The sequence below is a fragment of the Paenibacillus sp. HWE-109 genome, from assembly GCF_022163125.1.
In the GTDB taxonomy this organism is placed as follows: Bacteria; Bacillota; Bacilli; order Paenibacillales; family NBRC-103111; genus Paenibacillus_E.
The window spans coordinates 7568608-7593770 of record NZ_CP091881.1 but is presented as its reverse complement, the minus strand read 5'-3'; the positions used below and the strand labels follow the sequence as shown (position 1 = coordinate 7593770).

At 48.6% G+C, this 25163-nt stretch carries 25 protein-coding genes, 1 pseudogene and 1 riboswitch; all 26 genes and pseudogenes read right to left on the bottom strand.

The genetic code is table 11. The features are described 5' to 3' along the window. Window positions 1-56: 56 nt before the first annotated feature. Window positions 57-656 carry a S1 domain-containing RNA-binding protein gene (locus LOZ80_RS32615; RefSeq protein ID WP_079417113.1) on the bottom strand — a complete coding sequence of 200 codons (600 nt, stop codon included), beginning with the start codon at window positions 654-656 and terminating at the stop codon, window positions 57-59. 107 nt (window positions 657-763) lie between these two features. After that, window positions 764-1090, bottom strand: coding sequence for an FtsB family cell division protein (locus LOZ80_RS32610; RefSeq protein ID WP_189017059.1), 327 nt, complete (start codon window positions 1088-1090; stop codon window positions 764-766). A 15-nt stretch (window positions 1091-1105) separates the two neighbouring features. Beyond that, window positions 1106-1681, bottom strand: a complete 576-nt coding sequence (gene yabQ / locus LOZ80_RS32605) for a spore cortex biosynthesis protein YabQ (RefSeq protein ID WP_238168445.1) — start codon at window positions 1679-1681, stop codon at window positions 1106-1108. Beyond that, window positions 1678-1962 (bottom strand): sporulation protein YabP, encoded by a 285-nt coding sequence (gene yabP, locus LOZ80_RS32600; protein ID WP_079417119.1) that lies wholly within the window; start codon window positions 1960-1962, stop codon window positions 1678-1680. Before yabP ends, yabQ begins: the two co-directional genes overlap by 4 nt. 159 nt (window positions 1963-2121) lie before the next feature. Further along, window positions 2122-2721 carry a manganese efflux pump gene (locus LOZ80_RS32595; RefSeq protein ID WP_238168444.1) on the bottom strand — a complete coding sequence of 200 codons (600 nt, stop codon included), beginning with the start codon at window positions 2719-2721 and terminating at the stop codon, window positions 2122-2124. A 167-nt stretch (window positions 2722-2888) separates the two neighbouring features. Beyond that, window positions 2889-3152: an RNA-binding S4 domain-containing protein gene (locus LOZ80_RS32590; protein ID WP_079417123.1), complete on the bottom strand. Its 264-nt coding sequence runs from the start codon at window positions 3150-3152 to the stop codon at window positions 2889-2891. Continuing rightward, entirely contained in the window at window positions 3152-3424 is a 273-nt protein-coding gene (locus tag LOZ80_RS32585; protein WP_029197991.1) for an HU family DNA-binding protein, read from the bottom strand. Before LOZ80_RS32585 ends, LOZ80_RS32590 begins: the two co-directional genes overlap by 1 nt. Before the next feature lie 119 nt (window positions 3425-3543). Next, window positions 3544-5070 carry a bifunctional methyltransferase/pyrophosphohydrolase YabN gene (mazG, locus tag LOZ80_RS32580; protein WP_238168443.1) on the bottom strand — a complete coding sequence of 509 codons (1527 nt, stop codon included), beginning with the start codon at window positions 5068-5070 and terminating at the stop codon, window positions 3544-3546. Between the two features lie 328 nt (window positions 5071-5398). Then, complete coding sequence (locus LOZ80_RS32575; protein ID WP_238168442.1) at window positions 5399-7279, bottom strand: putative polysaccharide biosynthesis protein; 1881 nt, start codon at window positions 7277-7279, stop codon at window positions 5399-5401. Window positions 7280-7408: 129 nt separating this feature from the next. Continuing rightward, window positions 7409-7951, bottom strand: coding sequence for a stage V sporulation protein T (gene spoVT, locus LOZ80_RS32570; protein WP_238168441.1), 543 nt, complete (start codon window positions 7949-7951; stop codon window positions 7409-7411). Window positions 7952-8196: 245 nt separating this feature from the next. Further along, window positions 8197-9321 carry a peptidylprolyl isomerase gene (locus LOZ80_RS32565; RefSeq protein WP_238168440.1) on the bottom strand — a complete coding sequence of 375 codons (1125 nt, stop codon included), beginning with the start codon at window positions 9319-9321 and terminating at the stop codon, window positions 8197-8199. Beyond that, a complete protein-coding gene (gene mfd, locus LOZ80_RS32560) occupies window positions 9302-12829 on the bottom strand; it encodes a transcription-repair coupling factor (RefSeq protein WP_238168439.1) in 3528 nt (1175 codons plus the stop codon). The genes LOZ80_RS32565 and mfd overlap by 20 nt, the downstream gene beginning before the upstream one ends. 74 nt (window positions 12830-12903) lie before the next feature. Beyond that, complete coding sequence (locus tag LOZ80_RS32555) at window positions 12904-13131, bottom strand: anti-sigma-F factor Fin (RefSeq protein ID WP_189017083.1); 228 nt, start codon at window positions 13129-13131, stop codon at window positions 12904-12906. Window positions 13132-13263: 132 nt separating this feature from the next. Next, on the bottom strand, window positions 13264-13824 hold the full coding sequence (gene pth / locus LOZ80_RS32550) for an aminoacyl-tRNA hydrolase (protein WP_189017086.1): 561 nt from the start codon (window positions 13822-13824) through the stop codon (window positions 13264-13266). A 346-nt stretch (window positions 13825-14170) separates the two neighbouring features. Further along, complete coding sequence (locus LOZ80_RS32545; RefSeq protein WP_238168438.1) at window positions 14171-14815, bottom strand: 50S ribosomal protein L25; 645 nt, start codon at window positions 14813-14815, stop codon at window positions 14171-14173. 142 nt (window positions 14816-14957) lie between these two features. Further along, on the bottom strand, window positions 14958-16361 hold the full coding sequence (glmU, locus tag LOZ80_RS32540) for a bifunctional UDP-N-acetylglucosamine diphosphorylase/glucosamine-1-phosphate N-acetyltransferase GlmU (RefSeq protein WP_283214718.1): 1404 nt from the start codon (window positions 16359-16361) through the stop codon (window positions 14958-14960). 134 nt (window positions 16362-16495) lie between these two features. Beyond that, entirely contained in the window at window positions 16496-16780 is a 285-nt protein-coding gene (gene spoVG, locus LOZ80_RS32535; protein WP_028557369.1) for a septation regulator SpoVG, read from the bottom strand. Window positions 16781-16898: 118 nt separating this feature from the next. Continuing rightward, window positions 16899-17282 carry a RidA family protein gene (locus tag LOZ80_RS32530; protein ID WP_238168437.1) on the bottom strand — a complete coding sequence of 128 codons (384 nt, stop codon included), beginning with the start codon at window positions 17280-17282 and terminating at the stop codon, window positions 16899-16901. A 3-nt stretch (window positions 17283-17285) separates the two neighbouring features. Beyond that, window positions 17286-18131: a pur operon repressor gene (gene purR, locus LOZ80_RS32525; RefSeq protein WP_238168436.1), complete on the bottom strand. Its 846-nt coding sequence runs from the start codon at window positions 18129-18131 to the stop codon at window positions 17286-17288. 490 nt (window positions 18132-18621) lie between these two features. Next, window positions 18622-19476, bottom strand: a complete 855-nt coding sequence (ispE, locus tag LOZ80_RS32520) for a 4-(cytidine 5'-diphospho)-2-C-methyl-D-erythritol kinase (RefSeq protein WP_238168435.1) — start codon at window positions 19474-19476, stop codon at window positions 18622-18624. Between the two features lie 376 nt (window positions 19477-19852). Further along, window positions 19853-20020, bottom strand: a pseudogene (locus LOZ80_RS32515) (small, acid-soluble spore protein, alpha/beta type); the annotation flags it as partial. A 122-nt stretch (window positions 20021-20142) separates the two neighbouring features. Further along, the gene (veg, locus tag LOZ80_RS32510; RefSeq protein WP_028557365.1) at window positions 20143-20418 is read right to left on the bottom strand and encodes a biofilm formation stimulator Veg; all 276 of its coding nucleotides are present in this window, start codon (window positions 20416-20418) and stop codon (window positions 20143-20145) included. 292 nt (window positions 20419-20710) lie between these two features. After that, entirely contained in the window at window positions 20711-21589 is an 879-nt protein-coding gene (gene yabG / locus LOZ80_RS32505) for a sporulation peptidase YabG (protein WP_238168434.1), read from the bottom strand. A 55-nt stretch (window positions 21590-21644) separates the two neighbouring features. Continuing rightward, the gene (gene rsmA, locus LOZ80_RS32500; protein WP_238168433.1) at window positions 21645-22553 is read right to left on the bottom strand and encodes a 16S rRNA (adenine(1518)-N(6)/adenine(1519)-N(6))-dimethyltransferase RsmA; all 909 of its coding nucleotides are present in this window, start codon (window positions 22551-22553) and stop codon (window positions 21645-21647) included. Window positions 22554-22649: 96 nt separating this feature from the next. Beyond that, on the bottom strand, window positions 22650-23192 hold the full coding sequence (gene rnmV / locus LOZ80_RS32495) for a ribonuclease M5 (protein WP_238168432.1): 543 nt from the start codon (window positions 23190-23192) through the stop codon (window positions 22650-22652). A gap of 116 nt (window positions 23193-23308) precedes the next feature. Then, a complete protein-coding gene (locus LOZ80_RS32490) occupies window positions 23309-24448 on the bottom strand; it encodes a resuscitation-promoting factor (RefSeq protein WP_238168431.1) in 1140 nt (379 codons plus the stop codon). Window positions 24449-24736: 288 nt separating this feature from the next. Next, a riboswitch (cyclic di-AMP (ydaO/yuaA leader) is annotated at window positions 24737-24926 on the bottom strand. Window positions 24927-25163: the final 237 nt, after the last annotated feature.

Sequence of the window (25163 nt, the reverse complement as noted above, 5' to 3'; positions counted from 1 at the left end):
TCTGGCGTAACAAAAAACCACACCCGCCTAAGCGAATGTGGTTCGTTACTCATCTATTAATCTCTTCTTCCGCCCCGGCCACCGCGTTTGGACTCGGTGTTCTTCTTCAGAGACGAAATCCGCTCTTCACTATCTTTGAGGAAACGCGATACTTTATCTTCGAACGAGAAAGGTCTAGCTCCGCCTTGCTGCTTGTTAAAGCCGCCGCGTCCGCCACCGCCGCCGCCGCGATTGAAGCCACCGCCGCCACCTGGACGACCGCCACCACCACCGGGACCACCGCTTGGAGGGCCACTGCGTTCTCCACCGCTACTTGGGCGACCACCTTGATAACCGCCGCTTGGACGATCTCCGCTTGGGCGTCCTTGATAGCTGCTGCCACCTGTACGTTCAGGACGAGCTGGTCTTTCCTCAACTGGCTTGTCAACCGTTTGCTTGATCGACAGTCCGATCTTGCCATCCTTGTCCACGTTAATCACTTTGACCGTTACTTTGTCTTCCAGCTTTAAATGGTCATTAACGTCTTTCACATAATTGTCCGCGATCTCTGAAATGTGAACAAGACCGGTAACTCCTTCAGCAAGCTCGACGAATGCTCCAAAGTGAGTAATCCCCGTCACTCTTCCCTCTAACTTGGTGCCAACTTCAATTGCCATAAAGTAAAATGTTCCTCCCTTAAAATGTTGAAAACACTGGCTACGCCGATTATAACCGATGCAGAAACCACGGTCAACACGGCATGAGCCGCTTCTTCAGATAAATTTTATTGCGACTTCGAGACACTCAGTGGCGTCTCTCCCGTTTTGCTATAGTGAAAATCCCGGCGAATGATTTGATCCAAATATTCGTCATTGTGAAGTCTTGCGATTTCCCTCTGTGTTTGCTCTTTCAGCTTATTCGCATCAACGAGTTGCTGTTCCATGTTCACGACGACTTTGCTCTTCTCGTGTAGCTTTGCGAACTGCCCCCAAATGTTAACAGCAGCCCAACTCATGAAACATAGGACAAAGATCAGAAGAAAACGCAGTCTTCGCTTTGAGCCTACGCTAGCGCTGCGCTTGTTAGATGGTACGGTTGCATGAGCTTGCATGTATAGGACTTCCTCCTACTTTGAGAATAACCTGCGATAGATCGTAATGATATTACCCATTAGTTTCTTCAACCAAACAGGCATTACGAAATATTTGTGCACAGGCCGAGTCATCCACAGGAGCATTCTCCACAAAGGATAGAGCAATTGTAGCACAATTCTGTAAAGGAATATAGCTACAGCTAGCAAAAAGCCTAAAATTATCACGGTTAGACGATATAAGCCAATAATCGGTTTAATCAGGATATATTCGACAGTTTTAGCAATAAAACGGTACAACGCAACGATAATCCGGATGAGTATCAGGGTAAATCGAACAACCACGTTAGTCAGAAATGCGAAGTAAAAACAAACTCCAATACCCATGCCCAGAAAGATAAAGATACGAACTTGTCCTTCATTACTGTACAGAAGCAGGCGGAAAACAAGGATTGTCGCCACAATCCAATACATCATATCAACAAGCGGAATCGTCCATCTCGGCAGCCTCAACTTCCCCGAAAGCACACGAAACACATCAAACATCGCACCGATCGCGATTCCGCTCAGAACCATCATGAAAATCGTTTGAAACTGAACGTGAAGGGTCACTTGAATAACTTACCAAGAAACCCTTTGGATTTCTCCTGGGTATTCCCATCTACATAAGCTAATTCTTGAATTAATCCTTCAATGGCGACTAACCCCTGCTCCAAGCTCAAGTTCTTGATGTGCAAATTCTGGCCTTTAATCATCAAATAGCCCATTTCCGTTTCCAGGAGGAACTCTTCACTGTCAAAGCTTTCTACATTCAAAACTCCGGAGATCTCCAAGAGCTTGCGATTAAGCATTTTAATTTCTTGCCGTTTGTTGTTTTTCACCGGTTCGATCATGGCCTGTACCCCTCCTTCATCTATCACTACGATATGGGGGGATGTCCTGTTTTAGAACCACGGAACACGGTCATCGCTAATAAAAAATGCGGCTTTTTCACAGAGGGAGAGCCCCTTTCATGAATCGACAAACACTCTCCCCATTGCTCTCACGGACGTTTATACGATCACTTCGTAACAGCCTATGACAATTAACAACAAACATCCCAACAACTCCGCATAACGTCCAATCCATGACTTGGCAATTTTACTGCCCATACGAATGCCCAAATCGACAGTTAGCAGGGAAAAAACACCCACCGAAACAGCAGAAAGGATCGGAGAGACACCACTTGCCCCGGCACCCAAGCCACTCGCCAGGCAATTGATAGACAGTGCAAAGCCCAGAGATAACGATTCTCCCCACGAAATAATGTGATTCCCATCCTTATCTGATCTTTGGGCCATCCCTGCGAACTGCTCGCCTAATTGGGCATCCCTGGCCGCATGTCTAGATCGCTTCAAGCTTGCACGCAGTCCCCATGCTCCCAAAAGGATAATAATACAACCCCCAATCAAATTGCCCTTGGATGGGGACAGGAACTGCGATACATAAATGCCGGCTGACATAGCCAAATAGGTTGCAGCCATGGATAGCAAAGCAATAAGCAGGTTCGATAACAGCGGTACTTTCGTTGAACGCGAGCCAAAGGATAAGCCTATGCCCAAATTATCCAGATTTGCGGCAATGCCGATCGCTACAATTGTAAACCAATGCATCCCTCCACCACCTCATTCATTAATCCTTGATGTATGATATTCGCAGCGAGCCCAGACGGAACCTGAACAAGCCAAGAAAGAATGTGTCTGTGAGAAACACCTAATTCCAAAAAAATAGCCCAAGACCCCTATTCAGGAATCTCGGACTATTTCATGCAATTGCAGCTTTATTCGGATTGAAAAGCTTCTTCCTTAAGCAGTGAGTACATCTGAGCAGCGTCTTCCTTGCGAGTTGACTCTGACAGAACTTCCACTCGAATCGTCACTTTTTTCTGACCGAATTGAATGGACAGCTCATCTCCGACTTTCACATGGGTACTCGCTTTGGCATCACGGCCGTTAATCCAGACACGCCCCTGATCGGACACATCCTTCGCAACGGTACGACGTTTGATCAGACGAGATACTTTCAGAAACTTATCGATTCGCATTATTTTACTGCGTCTTTAAGCTTGTTGCCCGCTTTGAAAGCAGGAACGTTGGATTCTGCAATCACGATCGGGTTGCCTGTTTGTGGGTTGCGGCCTGTGCGACCGGAACGTTTGCGAGTTTCGAATGTACCGAAACCGATTAATTGAACTTTATCTCCGGATGAAAGAGCGTCTGTAACTTCACCAAGGAATCCATTAAGTACGACTTCTACGTCTTTCTTAGTAAGTCCGCTTTTTTCTGCAATGTTGTTGATCAAATCTGTTTTATTCATGTGTTTTCTTTACCTCCCAAAAATGTTTGAAGATCAAAGTCTTCTATGTACTATGATGATTAATTCCATATTCATCCTTACACCAAACTTAGTATTCTGCTTATTTCCCTAAAATCCTTCTATTGAGGTGATTGTTTTGCAATTTTTTTTGCTTCCTGCCAATAATTTTCCATCTCTGATAACTCAGTCTGTTCAAAAGAACGACCTCTTAAACGTAGCTGTTCCTCGATATATGAAAACCGTCCAACGAATTTACGGTTCGTCTGGGCAATGGCATCCTCTGGGTCCAGTTTAAGAAATCTAGCCACATTGACGATGGAGAAAAGCACGTCCCCAAGCTCGCCCAAGCGTTCTGCAGCGCCCGCTTCCGTGGGATTCGCAATGGCTTGTCGAAGCTCGGCCAACTCTTCATCCACTTTACTCAGCACATCTTCGAGCTCCGTCCAGTCAAAACCTACCGTCGCCGCCTTCTTCTGCAACTTCATCGCCCTCATCAGCCCAGGCAGCTCGCGCGGCACCCCGTCCAGCACAGACTGCTTGGCGACGTCAATGCCCTTCTTCCGCTTCTCTTCAGCTTTCATGGCATTCCAGTTCACCAGAGCTTCGTCCGCATCCTCAGCCTTATTCTCTCCGAATACATGGGGATGACGGCGGATCAGCTTCTCATTCAACCCAGCAATCACATCGTACACGGTAAAGGTGCCTATTTCCTCTTCCATCTGAGCATGCAGCATCACTTGTAAAAGCAGATCGCCCAGTTCCTCGCACATATGTTCCGGATCATCTTCATCGATAGTTTCCAGCACCTCGTAGGCTTCCTCGATGAGATTTTTGCGCAAACTCTCGTGCGTTTGTTCACGATCCCACGGACAGCCATCCGGGCTGCGGAGAATCTGGACGATTTCATGCAAGCGACCAAAGGTGCGGTAGTCGTCTTCGTCCCTCTCACTTTTGGGCACCCATACGAGCGAAAGATTGCCATAGCCCTTCACATGATCAAGCTCATGGAGCGGCACTTCAATGATCATCTCTTCGCCCGCTACACCGAGCGAATGGCCTACAACAACGCGATAATCATCCGCATACATATCCATCAGACTTATTTTGAGATCAGAAGCTGTATAGGTGTCATAGACCTGCCCAATCACGGTATGGAGATGCGGGTTCAAGGTGTAGCGACTAAGGCTGGTCGCATCCAGCAGCTGAAAACCATCAATCGGGTCGAAGCCGAAGCGCAGGAATGCCTGGTCTAGGAAACTTTCCCCGCCCATTACATTCAGGGTAATCCCCTCGGAAGGACAGCGCTGTTTCAGCAGCTGAACCGTGTACTCTGCGACCATAGGATGTCCTGGAACCGCATAAATGACCTCACCGGACTTCTCCTTGGCGGTTTGAATTAACGCTTCCGCTATCGATTCATACACCTGCTCAAAACTTTGGTGCGCCATGTAATTCTCGTCGAAAGTTTCATAAGGAATTTGATGGCTATCCAGCATATGCACCATAGGATGATCCTTCGTGCGCAGGTACAGAGCGGCTTGTGATTGGGAGGCCAGCTGCAATTTCTTCCATACTCCCAAGGTTAGCTGATCTTCGTCTCCTGTGCCAAGCCCGACGACGGTAAGTTGTGCATTAATGTTTGACATATAAGGAACACCTCCTGAATTGGTATTGTATACGTGCAAAGAAAGCGGACATGCGCAAGCATTGCCGCGCTACTCGTAGCATAGCCTCAGTCTCTCCAGCATCTCAAAGGGAACTACGTTCCCTTATTTGTGCCATAACTGCCTCTTCTGCGCTTCAGAGGGAACTGTGATCCCCTATTTCATCGTTTTCACCGTGAAAACCGCAGATTTGGATGATATAAGACCCTGTAGTTCCGCTAGCAAGCGGAATGGTCCATTTTCGCTCAGATAGCGGATCGTAGTTCCCTTTGCAGCCAGTAGCCGTTGCGAAATGGTCGTAGACTACCGCTTATTCGCGGGGGCCGGCGGCTGTCTTCGCCGGCCACAGCTTCGCCAGGACCGGCGCCAGCCTCCGGTCCAGCTCCGGCATCAGCCGCAGCTCTGCGGGGCTGATGCCGCCGCTGCGCAGCAGCGCAAGCCCGTAGACGGCCGCGCCGCCGACTACGCACACCAAAGCGATTGCGCTAGCGCATAATCGCTCAGGCACGTGCCATGCCGCCACAGCGGGCATGGCCAGCAGCTGCAGCGCTGCGAGGCAGCCGCCCATCAGTCCCACGCCCAGCGCGGGACTGACGGCGTACGGCCGCAGCGCGAAGCGCGCCCCGGTGCTGCGGCGCAGCTGCACCAGATTGAGCCCCGCCGCAGCGGCATAGGCGATCACCGCGCTCAGCGCGGCGCCGTCGATGCCCCAGCGGGGCATGAGCACCACGTTGCCGAGTGCTTTCAGCACGATGGCAACGAGCAGGGCCTTCGCCGGCGTATGAATCGCGCCGGCCCCCTGAAGAACGCTGGCTGTGACAGCGTTCAACGTACTGAATAAGGCCGTGAAGGCCAGCACGGCCATCGTCCAGCTTGCCTCATCACTTTTGTACAGCATCACATTGATCGGCACAGCTGCGAAAGCAAGACCAAATGAAGCACCAAGCCCAATCAACCAAGAGAGCCTCACCGCCATCTCCGCTCGGAAGCGCATGACTTCCACCTCACCCTTGGCCTTCGCCTCCGCCATCGCAGGTACCAGTACCGCTGACATCGAAGAAGCGATCATCACCACAAGCTGAATAAGCGGCAATCCACGGTTATACAAACCAAATTGCCGCATAGCCTCCCCTTCACTGCCTTGCGCAGCTTCAAGCAGTCTAGGCATGGTAAACGTGTCAACCAGTGTCAGCAGCGGCACAACAATAGCCCCCAAACAAACAGGAATTGCATAGGCAGTGATCCGTTTCATCCACTGCCAAGATGTTAACGGAGCAGCGACCAGACTGTTTCCAGTTTGCTGGCTTGCACTTGTTCTTGCACCTGCATCTGCATCTGCACTTGCACTTGCACTTGCACTTGCACCTGCCCTTGCACCCGCACTTGCACCTGCCCTTGCACTCGCACTCGCACTCGCACTTGCTCCTGCCCTCGCGCCCGCACCTGCACCCACACCTAAACCCAAGCCCGCTCCCATCTGCTCATCCCGCTCCGAACGCATAGCCTTGCGCCAATACAGATACATCACGAGCAGTCCTGCTGCCGCGCCTGTCACAGAGCCGAACGTTGCCCCTGCAGCGATCCATTCTTCCTCATAAGCCAATGCAACCATGTAGAGCAGAAGAGCGACCATCGTCATGACGCGGATAAGCTGTTCAATCACTTGGGAAACAGCCGTAGGCACCATATTCTGATACCCTTGGAAATAACCGCGCAGCACAGCAAGCACCGGTGATAACAGCAAAGCAAAAGATACGCTTCGAATGGCTGATTCCGTCTTGCTAATGCCAATCCAATGAGCAATCTCTCCCGCTCCCCCGTAAAGCAGCAGAAACAAAACAAGGCCAGTACCCAGCAGCAGAGCTGAGGACACGCGGACTATGCGCTTGGCTTCTTCATGCTCCCCCTGAATGGCCTGTTCAGCCACGAATTTGGATACAGCAACCGGGAAACCGGCTGTAGCCGCGAAGAGAATTAAAATATAAAGCGGATAAACGGCATTGTAGATACCAAAAGCCGTATCGCCCGCTACATTTTGCAGCGGAATCTTTTGCAAAGTACCTAATAATTTCGAAAGCACGGCAGCAGCCCCAAGGATAGCAGCACCTTTTAGCAGCTTCCCGCCGGGTTTACCGACATTCCCCTGGGGTCGCTCTAGTGGAACGTGATCCCCCGCGTCGGTTTCCTTCATAACAAGTTCGCCTCAATCCTGATTGATACCTATAGACGTATTATAACGAAATCGGTCATCACAGACAAAAAAAAGCTTCGCTTACAGATGGCGACATCTGAGTAAGGAAGCTTTTGAGTACCTATTTCGCTATTGTTCCATCTGTTTGGCCAAAAATCCAGCAGCTGTTTCGACCATTTTGACTTCCATATTGCCCATTTTGACATTCTCGTCCTTGGAGATCAGAATAACGGACCCAATCGGATCTCCGCCTGCAACGATCGGCGCCGCCACAAAGGAAGAGAACGTTTCATTGGTATCTTTGATGATCTCGAACGTGCCGCTGCTGCTCTCCAATACCGCCTTGCGATTTTCCATACAGGCTTCAATAATCGCCCCTACGGATTTCTCCAAATAGTCTTTCTTAGATCCACCAGCCATCGCAATAATGTTGTCTCGATCAGAGATCATCGCGACATGACTTGTGCTCTCGAATAAGGACTCCGCATACTCCTTGGCAAAGTCGCCAAGCTCGCCGATCGGTGAATACTTCTTAAGAATCACTTCACCATCGCGGTCAACGAAAATTTCCAAAGGATCACCTTCGCGAATGCGCAGCGTGCGTCGTATTTCCTTGGGAATGACAACTCTCCCTAAATCATCTATCCGACGGACAATTCCAGTTGCTTTCATACCTCTAGATGCCTCACTTTCCGCTTACGAATTAGATACGACAGGAGCATGAAATCTTGTATACTAGCTCGGGATTTGGGGGGAACTGAAATTCTATCCATAGTATTCTTCACTTCCCAATCTTCTATGCAGTCGCTTCTGCTAAGGGATTCAACTTTATGTAGCTTTGCATCCTGCTGCGATTATCATGTCCAAAAATAACAAATAAAAACAGGATGCCCATAATCGGACATCCTGGTAAGTTCTTACTTTGCAGCAGGACTTGCTGCTGGGCTTGCTGCCGGGCTTGCCGCCGGACTTGCCGCTGGAGCTGGGTTCGCTTCCGCTTTCGGCAAGTTATTCGTTTCAATCAATTTCGGATATTCTGTTTCAGCAAATTCAGATAGCGATTTCTCTGCCAACTGCGATTTAATTTGCGTTTTCAATGTATCATCCAGCGGCTTCGTGCTTCTGGATTCCACTTTCATAATATGGTACCCGAAAGAGGATTCTACCGGATCACTAACTGTATTCAAAGGCAGTGTCATAGTCGCTTGTTTGAACTCAGGCACCCATTGGTTCACATCGGCATCTTTGTACGTACCGCCAGCGTCTTTGGAACCTGGATCGTCGGAGTACTCTTTCGCAAGCGCTGCGAAATCGCCCTTATTATCCAATTTGGCCTTTACTTCTTTCGCTCTTGCCAAGGCTTCATCTTTGGTGCGCAGATCTTTTTGCGTTGCCGCATCTTTCAAGGAAATAAGAATATGGCTAACTGTTGCGATATCAAAAGCATGCGCTGCTGCTTGCTCATTGTAGGCATCCTGAACCGCTTTGTCCGTAATTTTGGTTTCCATGCTGCCCATTGTGTAGAAGCTCATTTTCATCAAGGATTCGATATCTTTCAATTCGATCCCGTTGTCTTTCAACTGCTTGTCCATTCCGCCTTCTTGTTTACCGAAGTAATCCGTAATAGCTTTCATTTGCTCGGTTACTTGCTTGTCTGCATCCGTCTTCACTTTATCGTCTGCTTTGGCGGATAGAACGCGGAAAGTTACCATTTGTTTCAACATATCTTGCTGAAAAGCAGGATCTGTCATGTATTGCGCCAATTGCGGCGAAAACATTTTGTTCACATTGATGAAGGAGTTAAACTCGGCGCGAGTAATCTTGCCGCCATCCTTATACGTTGCGATCACATCGGCAGGATTCCCTGTCGTTGCTGGCGCTGCAGTAGTTGCAGAAGGTGAAGCGGAAGCAGTCGCTGTAGCTCCGCCTTCTTTTTTACTACCGCATCCGCTTAATACTGAAAATGCCACGACAGCAGCCGCCACGGTCACGATCATTTTTTTGGATAAAAGTCGTTGTTTGCTAGTATGATTTGGCAACATCCTTTAATTCCCCTTTCGTTTTCAAAACATCCTTATATTGTACCAAAAATTTCTCCACCAATTCGATGGAAGCTTCTGGTTTCAAGCCTTTACAGCGAATAACTATTTGCAACTGAGGATCTGCGTTAAGCTTGATACGTCCATCAAAGCCTTTGGACAAGGCAATAAGCTTCTGTCCATCCAGCTTGCCATTTTGGTCAATATGCACCTTAATGAGGTAATCTTCCCCTTTTTGGCTGATCGTTTCAATCCGATACTCCGAACCGTACGCTTTCAAACGAGCCACTGACAGTAAGTTGAATACGGATTGCGGCAGATCACCGAAGCGATCCACGAGCTCATCATGCAGATCCGCGGCTTCTTCCAATGTGCGAATGGCGGCCACTTTTTTGTAAATTTCGATTTTTTGCATGCTGTCGTAGATGTAGTCGGATGGTAAATACGCGTCCAATTGTATATCGATTGAAGTATGCCATTCCGGCTCGGGAATGACCGCTTCTCCATCTATTTCTAGTTTCAGCTTTGCAATTTCTTCAGCTAGCATTTGGGAATATAAATCAAAACCAACCGAGGCAATGAAGCCATGCTGCTCTGCGCCGAGCAAATTGCCAGCGCCGCGAATTGATAAATCCCTCATGGCAATTTTAAAGCCTGAACCAAGTTCTGTAAACTCTTTAATCGCTTGAAGCCGTTTCTCCGCTACTTCGGTCAGCACTTTATCACGCTGATACGTAAAATAGGCATAGGCTACGCGGTTGGAACGGCCTACACGGCCCCGCAGCTGGTACAACTGAGAGAGTCCCATTTTATCAGCATCATGCACAATCAGTGTGTTGACGTTCGGAATATCGACTCCGGTCTCAATGATACTCGTACTTACGAGCACATCGTACTCACCGTCAAGGAAATCCAGAATGGTCTTCTCCAGTTCCTGCTCGCCCATCTGTCCGTGTGCAACGGTCACTCGAGCATCCGGAATCATCATCGAGATCTGGTCAGCCATCTGGGTGATGCCCTGAACGCGGTTGTAGAGATAGTACACCTGACCCTCACGGGCCAGCTCCCTTTCAATCGCTTCCCGTACCAGCGTTGGTCCGTACTCGACCACATAAGTCTGTACCGGGAACCGGTTCTCAGGCGGTGTCTCGATAACCGATAAATCGCGGACACCGAGCATCGACATGTGCAGGGTACGTGGAATCGGCGTCGCCGTCAGCGTGAGCACATCCACATTGGTCTTGAGCCGCTTCAGCTTCTCTTTGTGGGACACGCCGAAACGCTGCTCTTCATCGACAATCAGCAAGCCCAAATCCTTGAACTGCACATCCTGCGACAACAGGCGGTGCGTACCAATGACGACGTCAACCGTGCCTTTTTTGACACCTTTCATAACCTCGGTCTGCTCTTTCTTGGAGCGGAACCGACTCAACACCTTCACATTAAACGGATAGCCTGAGAATCGCTCCCGGAACGTCTCGTAGTGCTGCTGCGCCAGAATCGTCGTAGGCACCAGTACAGCAACTTGCTTGCCATCGATGGCCGCTTTGAAGGCTGCACGCACCGCAACCTCTGTTTTGCCGTAGCCTACGTCGCCACAGAGCAGACGGTCCATCGGACGCGACTTCTCCATATCAACTTTGATCTCTTCAATCGCACGAAGCTGATCCCGTGTTTCGTCATAAGGGAACATGGCTTCGAACTCATTCTGATAGGAGCTGTCTTTGCTGAATCCATAGCCCGTCGTCGCCTGACGCTCAGCATACAGCTTGATGAGCTCGTCGGCAATATCCTTGACGGATGCCCGTGCCTTGCTCTTCACTCTGGCCCAGTCTGCGCCGCCGAGCTTATAAACCTTAGGCTCTTTCTCTTCAGAACCCACATACTTCTGGATCAAATCAATCTGGTCGATCGGCACGGAGAGCTTATCGCCGCCTGCGTACATAATGTGCAGGTAATCCTTATGGATACCGCCCACTTCGAGGGTCCCGATGCCTACGTATTTCCCGATCCCATGATTCACGTGAACGACATAATCGCCGACCTTCAGCTCTTGATAGCTTTTGATCCGCTCGGCATTCTCGAGCTTCTTCTCGACTTTGCGCGCTTTGCGCTGCTTCTGCGTGAAGATCTCGCCTTCTGTGATCACAACCAGATGAATCGAGGGCATTTCAAAGCCAGTTTGCAGATTCCCATCGACAATCTCGGGGATTTCGATTTGGTAATCCTGCAGTACCCGCCTCACGCGCTCCGCCCGGTCTTCCCCATTGGCAAGCAGGATCACCTGACTGCCGTTCTTCTTCCACCGCTCCATCTCCGCTTTGAGCAAATTCATTTGTCCGTGGAAATTTTGCATCACACGGCTGACGAAGTTTACGATATTCTGCGGTTGGATCCCCACCACTTGGCGAAGGAACAACGATAGGTATAAGGTCGGGAAAGGCCTGCGATGGAGCAGGGTTTCGTAGGATTTGGACAGCACAAAGGCCGGCAAGCTCTTCCCCTCAGTCAGCGCATGCATCATCCACTCTGCCTCATCGCGTTCCAACTGTTTCGCCGTTTCAAGCAAACGGGCCGGTTCGTCGATAATCAGCACAGCATCCTTAGGCATGTAGTCAATAAGGGTCTGTCTTTCCGTATATAACAGAGAAATATATTTATAAATGCCGGGGAAGGTTTGCCCTTCACGGAGCAGCTCGATATCGTGCCCGATTCCTTCCAGAAGCTTGTCTTTCGATGACCGGTCGGACATCTTCTCCAACTGGGCTTGCAGGAGCTCATAAGCACCCTGAGCTGCTGATTGTAATCGCTTTCTATCCGCTTGAATCTCACGGCACGGAGGGATCGTGATCGACGTCAATTTATCTATTGACCGTTGGTCACTCACATCGAAAGTCCGAATAGAGTCTACGTCCACATCAAAAAGCTCAATACGAATCGCATTCTCCGATGTCAACGGGAACAAATCGAGAATACCCCCGCGAACACTCATCTCCCCCTTGGTCTCTACCCGCTCCACGCGCTCGTAACCAAGATTGGATAACGTGCCTAGCAGCTCTTCCAATTGAACCGTATCGCCTACGTTGACCGTAACGCGCGACTCCTCAAAAACTTGCTTAATCGGAAGCAGTCTTCTCACACCTGCGAACGGCGCAATAACAACGCCGCGATAACCACCCGCGAGCTTCGTGAGAACGTCAATACGCTGCGCCAGCATCTCCGGGCTTGAAGCCGCTTCTTCGGCCGTCAAAAGCTCTTGAGATGGATAGAGCAGCACTTCATCCGTGGATAAACATTCTAGTAAATCCTCCGCTATTTTTTGAGCGGCAAACATATTATGAGTAACAATGAATAGCGGGCGATTCAGATCTCGGGTGAGTGTTGCGATCATCACCTGCTTAGAGGAGCCGGTAAGTCCGGCAACGAGCTGCTCTCTCATCTCGGACCTGATGCCTGACACGATCGTTTGAAAGTCGGTATCCGCAGAAAAAGCTTGAATTAAAGCTTGCAAACAAGTACACTCCTCTCACAAAAAGAAGCCTTGGCACGCTTGCCTCGGCTATTAACTCTTTATCTTCTTGAATTTTATTGCAACGGACTGGCCAGCAGGGAAAGCTCTGGGTTCGCTTCTAACGCTTCACGACAGTAGTCGCAAACAACCCTAACCGTAACATCTCCATTCGTGTTATACGATATTATATCTCTACGCTCATCGGGGGTCAAGAAATGGAAACCTAACTGCTGTTCCGTAATCTCATGCTGATTAATTTCCCCTACGAAGGTATGACAATGCCTGCAAATATACTTAATCATATATGTATGCCTCCTTCACCTATTCGATTACATCCTAGTATGACCATTCTTCCGATAAATTAGCCGAATGTGCCATTGGCATTTTCGAATAAGGAACTTGCATACAATGAGTCTGAAGCGACTCAGCCGCCTTTATTTATTAAACTTCCCCATCGTCTTCTCAAAGGATTCTTCCAAACTGAACAGCATCGCTTCACAGGTAAGGTCAAGCACATCATCAATCGACTTCATCTCTTCTTTGGAGAAGTTCGATAAGACATAATCAGCAATATTGTAACCTGGTGCCGGTCTGTTCACACCTATGCGAATCCGATTGAAACTCTGCGTTCCCGCATGTTGAATGATCGATTTAATCCCATTGTGACCACCTGGACTTCCTTGATAACGGAGCCGTATCTGACCGAAAGAAGTGTCCATATCATCATAAATGATCGTCACATCTTCCAGCTTCGCTTTGTAGAAATCCAGAAAGGCTCTCATCGACTCGCCGGACAAATTCATATAGGTCATCGGCTTCAGTAAATACACCTTCGTGCCATTCACATTGCCTTCGCCAAGAAGCCCTTTTCCTTTATTTTGAAAAGAAGAGATTCCCCATTTGGCAGCGAAACGGTCAATGGCCATGAAGCCGACATTATGCCGGTTCAGCTCATATTGTTTACCCGGGTTACCCAGTCCAATAAAACATTTCATCTTCTTCTAAGTCCTCCTAGATCTAATCAGGCTTTAACGTTATTCAAATCCAACAATTGCGGGTGAATCGGTGAATATGTATGTAAACGGTCAAAAGCTTACCAGCAATCTGCATTACCAAGATCATCTGAATGCCGTTATTCCCGTCCAAGTATACTATCAAAATCACCATAAGGATATAGGCTTCATCGAAATTTACAGCCCGCATTTTGTTAAAATAAATCATACATTTTATAATCGAAAAACACACGTTTTTCTTTCAAGGCCTGGATATTAAACGCTTTCATTAGGCAAACAAAAGATACCCCCGCTCACCAAGCAGGGGTACCTTCTTCTCGCTCGGCTGCTACACCGGCTGCCCGGCCGTAGCCGCTTCATTCGATGTCTCTGCTTCACCGATTCTTTCCTCATTGTTGGCCGCCTGCGGCTCCTCAGTTTCCTTCTGCGGCGCTAGTACGGTAAGTATTAAATCATTAGCATCCGATTTCACTTCAATGCCCGCAGGAACAGTAATTTGATTCACCAGCATGTTCTCCCCGAGACCAACACCTGTAATATCAACCTTGATGGAACTAGGAATCTGACTTGGCAAACAGCGAATTTCCAGCTCATGCATTTGAATTTGCACAATCCCGCCTTCTTTGGCGCCCTCCGCTTCGCCGACGAAATCGAGGGAGACCACCGTCTTGACCGGCTCATCCATATTAATTTGGTGGAAATCAATATGCAGCAGTTGGCGGTTCAGCGGATTGCGCTGGATCTCATTGATCATCACAGGCTGTCTGCCGCCGCCACCCGGCAAATCCAAATCGATAATCGCGTGCGGATTGCGCTGGAGCAGCGCCGTTAATTCCTTTTGATCAACGGTAATGACCGTGGCAGCCACTTTCTTGCCATACACGACAGCAGGAACTCTGCCTTTCAGCCGCAACTGTTTAATATCCGATTTGGTAACGTCCTTGCGCGCTTCAGCTTTTAACGAAAATGCCATAAGAAAAAGAACCTCCTAAGGGTTTTGCTCAGCGTCCTTACTTTCATAAGGGAAACTGAGTGGGGCATAGCTAATGCATAGCGTACCCAACCTCAAGAAGTTCCATCCAAAATTTGCTGCCTTTTGTACTAAATGCCCCTGCTTACTCTTTACTGCCTTTATTGGCTTTCTTCGCCTTCATGCGGGATTTAATTTTGTCTGCATAACCAGGCTTATTAGTTTGACGCTCACGGGCAATCGCCAGATCGCCGTCTGGCACAGCATGCGTAATTGTAGAGCCAGCAACGACATAAGCGCCATTGCCAATTTTCACAGGAGCAATCAAATTCACATTGCTGCCTACGAAAGCATCGTCGCCAATTTCCGTTAAGCTCTTATTGAAACCATCGTAATTGACGGTGATAGCGCCACAGCCAATGTTAACATTCGTGCCTACAACCGCATCGCCTACGTAGCTTAAGTGAGAAACTTTGCTGCCATCGCCAAGCGTCGCGTTCTTAATCTCTACGAAATCGCCAATTTTCACTTGTTTCCCAATATTTGCGCCCGGTCGAAGATAAGCGAAAGGACCGACACTAGCTTCATTATCTACGAAAGCATCCTGAAGAACGGACTGCTTGATCGTCACTTCATCCTTCACGACGGAGTCAATGATTTCCGTTTGCGGTCCAATCGTACATGCCTCGCCAATGGTTGTGTTTCCACGCAGAATCGTCCCCGGCAGCAGCACCGTATCGGCCCCAATCGTCACACCCACCTCGATGTAAGTGTTGGACGGATCAATCATCGTCACCCCGCCCAGCATATGCTCCCGGTTGATGCGCTCTTTGAACAATCGCTCAGCTTCAGCAAGCGCCACACGATCATTAACACCAATAGATTCTGCCGCATCAGCCATGCAATAACCTTGAACAACCTCATTAGCGCTCTTCAGAATACCAATAACATCTGTCAAATAGTATTCGTTCTGCGTGTTGCTGTTCGTTACGGAAGCCAGCGCCTTGAACAACTTCTGATTATCGAAAATATACGTGCCTGTATTGATCTCCTGAACCGCCGCTTCCTCGCTGTTGCAGTCTTTCTGCTCAACGATGCGTGTTACTTGGCCGTCTTCGCCGCGAATGATGCGTCCATAGCCTTGCGGCTCATCGAGCTTCGCAGTCAGAATCGTCGCCGCCGCACCTGATTGCTGATGCAGTTCAATCGTGCTTCGCAGCGTCGCTGCCGAGATCAGAGGGGTGTCCCCGCAAATAACAACGGTCATCCCCTCCTCTTCACCCAAGGCCTCTTTCGCTTGAAGGACGGCATGCCCCGTGCCTAGCTGCTGCTCCTGCAGCGCGTAGTCCGCGCGGTCTCCTAGATAGCCCTTAACCTCTTCCGCTCCAAATCCAACAATGACCAATGTTTTTGTAACTTCTATATGCTTCAGCGTATCTACAACATGCCCCACCATCGGTTTACCCACGACAGGATGAAGCACCTTGTAGAGCTTCGATTTCATCCGTTTCCCTTGTCCTGCTGCTAATACAATCGCCATTAACTTCAACGAATATTCAACCCCCTTATTCGAAATTGTTCCCCTATTTTATGTTGATGAATGATGATCAGTTCATCACCAAATATAGCATCAATACGCCCCAAAAGAAAAGAGAGCCGGGAAGGCTCTCTCAATAATTTACATTATGCACCTTCTTCTATTACCTCTTCCTCAACAGCTGCACGATCATATTCAGCTAAAACGGCTGCTTGAATTTTCTCGCGTGTTGTGGAAGAAATGGGATGGGCGATATCACGAAACTCCCCATCTGGTGTCCGTTTGCTAGGCATAGCCACGAACATTCCGTTATTCCCATCGATGACACGTATGTCGTGTACGACGAATTCGTTATCAATGGTAATGGAAGCAATCGCCTTCATCCTCCCCTCGGAGTTGACCCGGCGGAGTCTTACATCTGTAATTTGCACTTGTGTTCACCACCTTTTTCCATCTCTGAGACTTGGGTGATATATTCCACATCGTCATGCAAATTCCTTCTTCTTTTTTTGAAATTTTCGATAATTTTATACAATCTTAATGTTAATGTTAAATTTCGACAGGAATCACAGCAATTAACTCAATTTCGACAAAAACATCGCGTGGCAATCGGGCCACTTCAACCGTTGATCGAGCTGGTTTATGATCTCCAAAATAGAAACCATAGATCTCATTCAGCTCTGCAAACTGATTCATGTCTTTAAGAAAAACAGTCGCTTTTACAACTTGATCCAACGAGGAGCCCGCTGCCTCAAGCACGCCTTTCAAATTCGCGAACACTTGATGCGCTTGTTCCTTGATGCCGCCTTCTACGATCTGTCCGTCCAAACCAAGTGGGATCTGCCCCGAAGTGAAGAGCAGGTTGCCCAGCTTTACAGCTTGGGAATAAGGTCCGATGGCAGCAGGCGCTGCCGACGTTGAAATCAATTCCATCGTTTACGCATCTCCTTTTTTACTATCTTTACTGTCAAAGTAATTACCTGGCTCTACCGTGATCTGCTTCGTTTTGGAATCTACGCCATACAGGCGAGCTAGGGAAACATATTGATCCACTAAGTGCTCCTCGGCTTCACAGGACTCCATGAAGACACCAACCCCTTGAACAGATGCCTTGAACTCCGCCAACAAATCCATCATCCCGTGGATCGTACCGCCCACATGCATGAAATCATCAATAATTAGCACTTTGGATTCTTCTTTCAAAGCTCGTCTTGCGAGCGACATCGTTTGAATCCGTTTGTTCGATCCGGACACATAGTTGATACTAACCGCCGATCCCTCTGTCACTCTGCTATCCCTGCGAACAACAACAACGGGGAGGTTCATATAAGTAGCCGTCGCATAAGCGAGCGGAATGCCTTTCGTCTCTACGGTCATAATGACGTCAATGTCACGACCAGCGAATGCCGATGCGAATGTTTTGCCGATTTCATTCAAATATTGGGGCTGCCCCATAATATCAGACATATACAAATAACCGCCAGGAAGAATCCGCTCTGGCTGCTGCAATTGCAAGCAAAGATTTTGAATAAATTTGAGTGAGGTTTCCTTTGGTACCTTCGGTGAAAACTTCACCCCGCCGGCTGCTCCCGCAAGCGTATTCAGTTCACCCAAGCCCTCTTCCTCGAACACTTCTTTAATAATCGCCAAATCTTCGCTAATGGAAGACTTAGCTGAGTTGTAACGCTCGGCAAAAGTCGTTAAAGGGATTAACGAGTGGGGGCGAAACAACAAATATTGTGTCATTTCAACCAGCCTAGCGCTCCTTTTCAACTTTTTCATCGCACTACCCCCCATAAATCCGAATATTATAAAGAAAATATACCACTTTTATACGTATTTATTCAAGCTTCTCATGAAAATTATATTGACACAAATATGACACAGATGTGACATTTCAACTTTAGGCAGCGGCTCGTCCGAAGAACTCCTCTGAACGGCTTCACCGCCCTGAGAGATCAGCCTCTTAAAGGTTATTCAAACTGTTAAAGGGAACTGTAGGGCGCTATTTAGGCAAAAAGCAGGGATTCGAGGGTCATAGCGGAACTACAGGGCCTTATTTCCACGAAAAGCACTAAATTTCGCTTGAAACAGCAAAATAGCGGACTGTAGTTCCCTAACCCCGCGATATGGTTACTTTTGGCTAGAATAGTGGACTGTAGTTCCCTTACCTCCAGGAGGCGGAGTAACTCCGCGTTCACTTCAAAACATATAAACTCTTAGAACTTAAAAAAGAGCCCTATTAAAGGGCTCCCTCTGCTTCCGCAGCATTTTACGTCAACATCCGCACCGCATATACATCCTTGCAGAACCCACGTAAGCCATTATAAATCCTCGGCACCTTAGCTTCCTTCGAGACAAGCCCGAATACCGTTGGCCCGCTGCCCGACATCAGCACCCCGTCAGCACCAAGCCGCTGCATGCACTCCTTGAGATGTCTGACCTCAGGGTACAGATCCAACGTCACTTCCTCCAGTACATTGCCTAGATTCCCGCAGAGCTGGTCGAACTGCTTATTGCGAATAGCGCTCAGGACATTGGCTGTGGAAGGATGACTTTTGATCTCACGCGCATTCAGCTTCCCATAAATCTCCGAAGTAGATACATTGATCGGCGGTTTCGCCAAGACAACCCAGCACTGCGGCGGGGAGACCATGTGCTCCAGCTTCTCCCCACGGCCTGTGGCCAAAGCCGTCCCTCCCGTTACACAGAAAGGCACATCCGAACCAAGCTCCGCACCAAGCACTTGGAGCTCTTCCATCGGAATATTCAAGTTCCAAAGTCGATTCAAGCCGCGGAGTGTTGCTGCCGCATCGCTGCTTCCCCCAGCCAAACCCGCTGCCACAGGGATCTGCTTGTCCAAGTGAATATAGACGCCTTGCTTGACTTCATAGCGATCCTTAATCAGACGCGCCGCCTGGAAGGCCAAATTCTTCTCATCAAGCGGAATATAGCCTGCTTGGCTTGAGATGATGATCGTATCGCGCGCAAGCTCCTGCATTTCGATCCGATCCGCCAGATCGACCATCGTCATCACCATCTCAACCTCATGGTAGCCGTCTGCTCTTTTATGTAAAACATCAAGGGATAAATTTATTTTCGCCGGTGCTTTCTCAAAAACCTTCATACGATCACCTTCTTTTGCTCGATTGCCGTTAAAATATTATAACAAAAGCGCAAAAAAAAAGCTAAAGCATTTGCTTTAGCCGTCAGTTAGGGCGTTGTTCATACTGAGACGCTTGCCCAGAGCCCGTATTTTGCGGATTAAACGCCCCGGAATATGGCTGATTCACATAAGTCGATGGCGTAAAACCAGTTTGTTGCTGATTCATTTGTTGGTTGGAATTTGACTGGTTGTACATTGGTTGGTTATATGTCGGCTGGTTATATGTGGATTGACTATACCCCGATTGGCTATATGCCGGTTGGCTGTATGTCGGTTGGCTATAAGCCTGCTGATTGTAGCTGGATGTGCTGACAGGCGGCGATGAAGCCGAATGCTGCTTCGCCAAATGCTCCTGTGCGATCTGGATAGCCCGTTTCACCATATTCCCCGCATCCTTCGTTCGAATGCCTTCCCAGCCTTCACGCTGAACCACATCATAAAACCCGAGATCCTTGGCCAACTCATATTTGAAATTTTCTGACATCACACTTCTTCTGCGACCCATACCTTTAACCTCCTTTGTTTAATCCATTCCTCTGAAAGTAGGTTTAGTATGCCCAAGAGAAGAAGGTCCATACAAATGCAAAAACAGACCCTCAGGTCTGCTCATATAGGAAACTATTTAAGCTAATGTTGGATATAGGTGATACGAACTTGGCCATCATCGTTACACACCGTAACTTCTACGGATTCAGTAAGAATATCGGCGTAGCTGTAAGACACTCGTTTAAAGGCATGAGATTCTTGGTCTAATTTCACAATAAATACAGAAGGGTAGGTTTCTTCTAAAACACCGGAACGCTCGACAGTCTTACGACGGCCACCATTCGCTCTCAACATGATCTTCTGCCCAACGTGGGGCTCCAAACTGCGTTTGATCTCCAACAGCGCATTTTTTGCCATTGTCAACTACCACCTCTTTCCTTGTTAATTATAACCCATTCAGACAGGCATGTCAAACAGGGGCAAATATTATATCAGCACCACAATCCTGTTGTCAACGGCATTTTCACCTAATTTCTGAATTCCCCATCTTACAGGTTGTCTCCAAAGTTCGCAAATTATTCACACTTTTCCAATAAAAAAGAACACCTACTCCGTCATCCCCTCCTAAGAGTTGAATAACAAGCAGGTGTTATATCTCAGACCGATCGGCGGGTTCGCTCGTCTCTCGATCCGCTCTGCAGCAAAATGCCTAAGCATGTTCTTCCGAATGCGCATGCATGATCCCCGGAATGCCCATGCGGTAGCTCCCTCTCGTCTCTACGCCGCCTAATCCATCGAGGCCTGTCACCGTCAAATCGACAATATCCAACATCGAGATCGTGTCTTTCACAGAGGTATACGACAGTTTGGCTGCAATACAAAGCGGGTCCAAGGCATGAATGAGGATGCGTGCCGGAGAACTGGCGAAGTTCGCCCCAGCCCTCAGAAGAGCCTCAAAATGAGACTGGCAAGCCCCAGCAACAATGATCATCGAGTCCAGGTTCCGCTCATACTGCCTTGCTGTCTGGACCGCGTTCACGAAGTTCTGAGAATTCTTATAGCTGTTAAGATTGCCGGGGCCTCCACTTTTTCGATGCTTAAGTATACCGTCATGGCCAGTAATCACAACAATGTTCGGTTTAATCTGCGGCAGCAGCCTATGCAGGGCTTCAGCCATTTGCGATTCAGGAATATAGAAGCCCTCCGCAGGTATGCGCAGCTCCCCATAGATTTGCATGCTTTTGCGCAAATAAGTCGGATCGCCGTCGAGATGCAGCACTTTACCCGGAACTTCAAAGTAGCTGATTTCCGCTTTCTGTTTATGGGGGAGGGAGAGTTGATTTTTCTCCTGCAATTGCATTTGGGCTACCGCCAACCGCCGCAGCGACTCGCGAAATTCAGGTGAACTCGATCGCGGATGATCCATCGCTTCCGCCGGATTCGATATCGTGAGGTCAACCAAAGGCGCATCTGCAAGCAATCGGTAGTCCACACCGCGCAGAACAGCTTTGAGCTGCTCAATGCGCTCAATCTTAAACATGACGTCTCCGCCATAGGATTTACGGGTAACAAAGTCTCCTTGCCTCATCGCAGAAATCCCCTCCTAGGGGTATCCTATGGCGATACTGGGCATTTGGTGCGGGTTATTTGCAGCCGTGCGCTTGGAGAGCCGACGACAAGCGCGCGAACTCTTCCATGCTGAGCGTCTCGCCGCGGCGCGAAGGCTCGATCTCAATGCCGTGCAGCAGCGCTTCCAGCTCAGGCTTGTTTTCTTTGGTAAAGAACCGCGCAGCCAGGTTATTGTACAGGGTTTTGCGCCGCTGAACGAAGGACGCCTGGACGACAGCGAAGAAGAAGTCCACGTCGGCAACATCGACCGGAGGGGTTTGACGTACACGCAGCCGGATCACGGCTGAATCGACGTTCGGCTGCGGCACGAAGACGGTGCGCGGCACGATCGTGACAAGCTCCGGCTCGCAGTGGAACTGAACGGCAATGCTAAGGCTGCCGTAATCTTTGGTGCCTGGACGTGCCGCCATGCGGTCGGCCACTTCTTTCTGAATCATCACGACGATATTCTCCAGCGGCAGCTTCTCCTCGAGAAGCTTCATGATAATCGGGGTCGTGATGTAGTAGGGCAAGTTGGCGACGACACTGACGCCATCTACGCCTTGGAAGTGCTCCCGGAATAACGCCTGGAGGTCGGTTTTCAGGATATCCCCATGAACCACGGTGGCATGGGGGTAAGGCTCCAGCGTTTCGGCCAGAATAGGCAGCAAACGCTGATCGATCTCAACAGCCAGGACGCGGCCGGCGAGCTTGGCCAATTTCTGCGTGAGCGCGCCAATCCCAGGGCCAACCTCCAAGGCTGCTTTATTGGGTCCAAGTTCAGCAGCCATGACGATCTTGCTGAGGATGTTTTGGTCAATCAAGAAATTCTGACCCAGGCTCTTTTTGAGCACAAGACCATTTCTTTTAATAATTTGTTTCGTTTTACTGGGTGTTGCGACATCTTCAGCTGTTACAATGACTTCATTTCCGGGTATATTCATCGTGTAGACCTCTTCATCTATAGGTTCTGGGCATTTCTTCTCTAAGGCCTCTAAAAGGCCAGTACAAGCGATGTAAGCGCAATCTTGATCTAAGTTCTACTTCTCAGCTTCCAGAAGCTCCACAGCTGCCTCAAATTCCTCTCGCGAGATCTGAAACATCGCACAGCGTTTAAAGAACTGTTTGCCATTGCAGTAGCCAATGCCTAACGCATTGCCCACAATAAGCCGACGAGCTGCCGCCTCGGCATGAACGATCAATCCTGCCGACACGAGGTCTTCGATCGTCAATTGGGACACCGCTCCCTCGTATTCGGTCCGCAGGCTCTGAAGAGCTTGACGAATCGTCTCCGGCGTCGCGTTCTCAACCCCGATATCACCCTTATATGCCGCTTGCTCTTGGGTGATGAAAGCATGTTTGCAGCCGGGTACCTTGGCCGCTACAATTTTGCGAATCCGTTCACCTGCGTGATCCGGATCCGTGAAAATAATAACGCCTCTGCGCTGCTGCGCGAGTGCGATTCGCTTCAAGACAGCTTGGCCGATCGCAGAGCCGCCGGTTTCAATCGTATCCGCCTCGACTGCTCGGCGGATGGCCGTTGTATCGTCTTTTCCTTCGACGACAATGACTTCTTTAATCATAACGGTTCCCTTCCCAGTACGCAGAAAAAGAAGAGGGGTCCCCTCTTCTTTCGCCCAGGCTGCTTGCCTGGCAACGTATATATGACATTCTTCCCGCCGAAACAGACGTTTACACGTTAGTTTTCGGAAGGCTTTTTCGGTCCGACCACGTAGACCGTATACCCCTGTTTTGTTCCGAATTTATTGGCATAACCATTATCCTCGAAGTAGACATCAATAGTTTGGCCCTTCACACCGCTGCCGGTATCTTCTGCACGGCGGAAACCAATACCTTCAATGTACACCCACCAACCGAGTGGAATGACTTTGGGATCAACAGCAATTGTTCTTCCTTCCGTTACGGTAGTGCCCGTATAGGTTTTACCATAACCAGGAGTCCCCTCTGATTTACCTGTTGATTCGGCTCCCGCTGAGTAAGCCGTGAGCTTCACATTTTTGAGGATTTGTTTATAACCGAAAGTAACCCCATTCTTCGAAACTTCATCCACGCTTGGCGAGGAAGCCGAAAGAACCACGACCGGATTCTTCGTGCCAATCGACACGACTTTCTTAATGCTTTCTGTTTGTACTTCTTCACCCACAACTGCTTCCGCGACTAAAACACCGTCTTCGAAAGTCTTTTCTTTCTTCTTCAAGAGCACGCCTTCTTTGCCTTCTTGGACGATTTGCTCTTTGCCTTTGAGCAGCGATGCGTCGTTCTTTTTTTCCGTATCGAACGCGATCGGCTCTGTGACTGCCTCCGTCTCTTTTTTCACACGGACGATTTTGACTGCATCGCCGGAAGCCAGAGCGGCTGTCGGTTCGGGAGTGATCTTGTCAAGCTCCCCAAGTGCAATATGTAAACGTTGCAATGCACTTTCTACCGTTCTTGCAGTTGTGTAAACAGTGGTGGTCTTTCCATCAGCAGTCAATTGAATTGGTGATGCATGCTCGATAACAAATTTGTCTCCGCCTTTGATTTTGGTCGTAGGCATTGCAGATATTTCATCGTGTTCACCAATCGTTATGGCTTGTTCATCCAGTAGGCGTTGCAGGACCCATTGTTTCGTATGTACAACGGTTTCTTGTCCATTCACAACCACGGATACGCTCTTGGTAGCCGTACCGTACAACAACACCAAAAACATGAAAGTCATTGCGATTGAGATAAGAGCTAAGCTTAAAATCAAACGCAAGTTTTCATGCTTCCATCGCAATGCGAAGGACATGCTGGATGATCGTTTTACATGGGTCTCGCTAAATGAGATACTGCCCACTTCTTCGGTCCTCCTTCAAAGCCTCGCCGCCAGGTTACAGCATGATTAAATTTGACGCGACTAAGGTTTTTTAGTTTAACTTAATGTGTTCGCCTTCCACAGACGCTACTAAACGCCGTTTTCGGTCGTCCCACACCATGTTGCCATTCATCATTCTATGAATTCCGGGTCCTTTTTAGTCGTCCATCCTGCGTACAGCACCGAAAGAAGACAAAAAGCCAGCAAGAAGAGGACTCTTCTCGCTGGCATAGTTTGCATAGTTAAATACACAAATAGCACGAACGACAATCGTTACCTCTCTTACGCTTACGAGGTTAGCTGACGGATTCGGACGTGAGAGTCGCCCTACTACAAGCATACACAGTATGCTCTAAGATTCACCCCTGTTACTCACTCTGTTTACTTCAGCAACGCCAAGGCTGCTTTAGCTTACAGTGGTTCCCCCGTTCCCATAAATGGAACTCAGCGAATGGAAAATCGGCAAATTGGTTATTAAGTTATTATGAAAAGTATATTACGCTGTTAATCTGAACCTGTAAAGGCAATGACACCTGCTAAAAAGGGCTAAATCGCCGAAAATTAGCTTAATTATCCAACAAAACTGCCTTTTATCTACATTTAACTCTTTATAACGTACGAATACTAACTATCTTCGAATTTATACTGTCAAACTAGGCTTGGAAAGCAAATTTGTTTATAATGATCGTGTACAAAA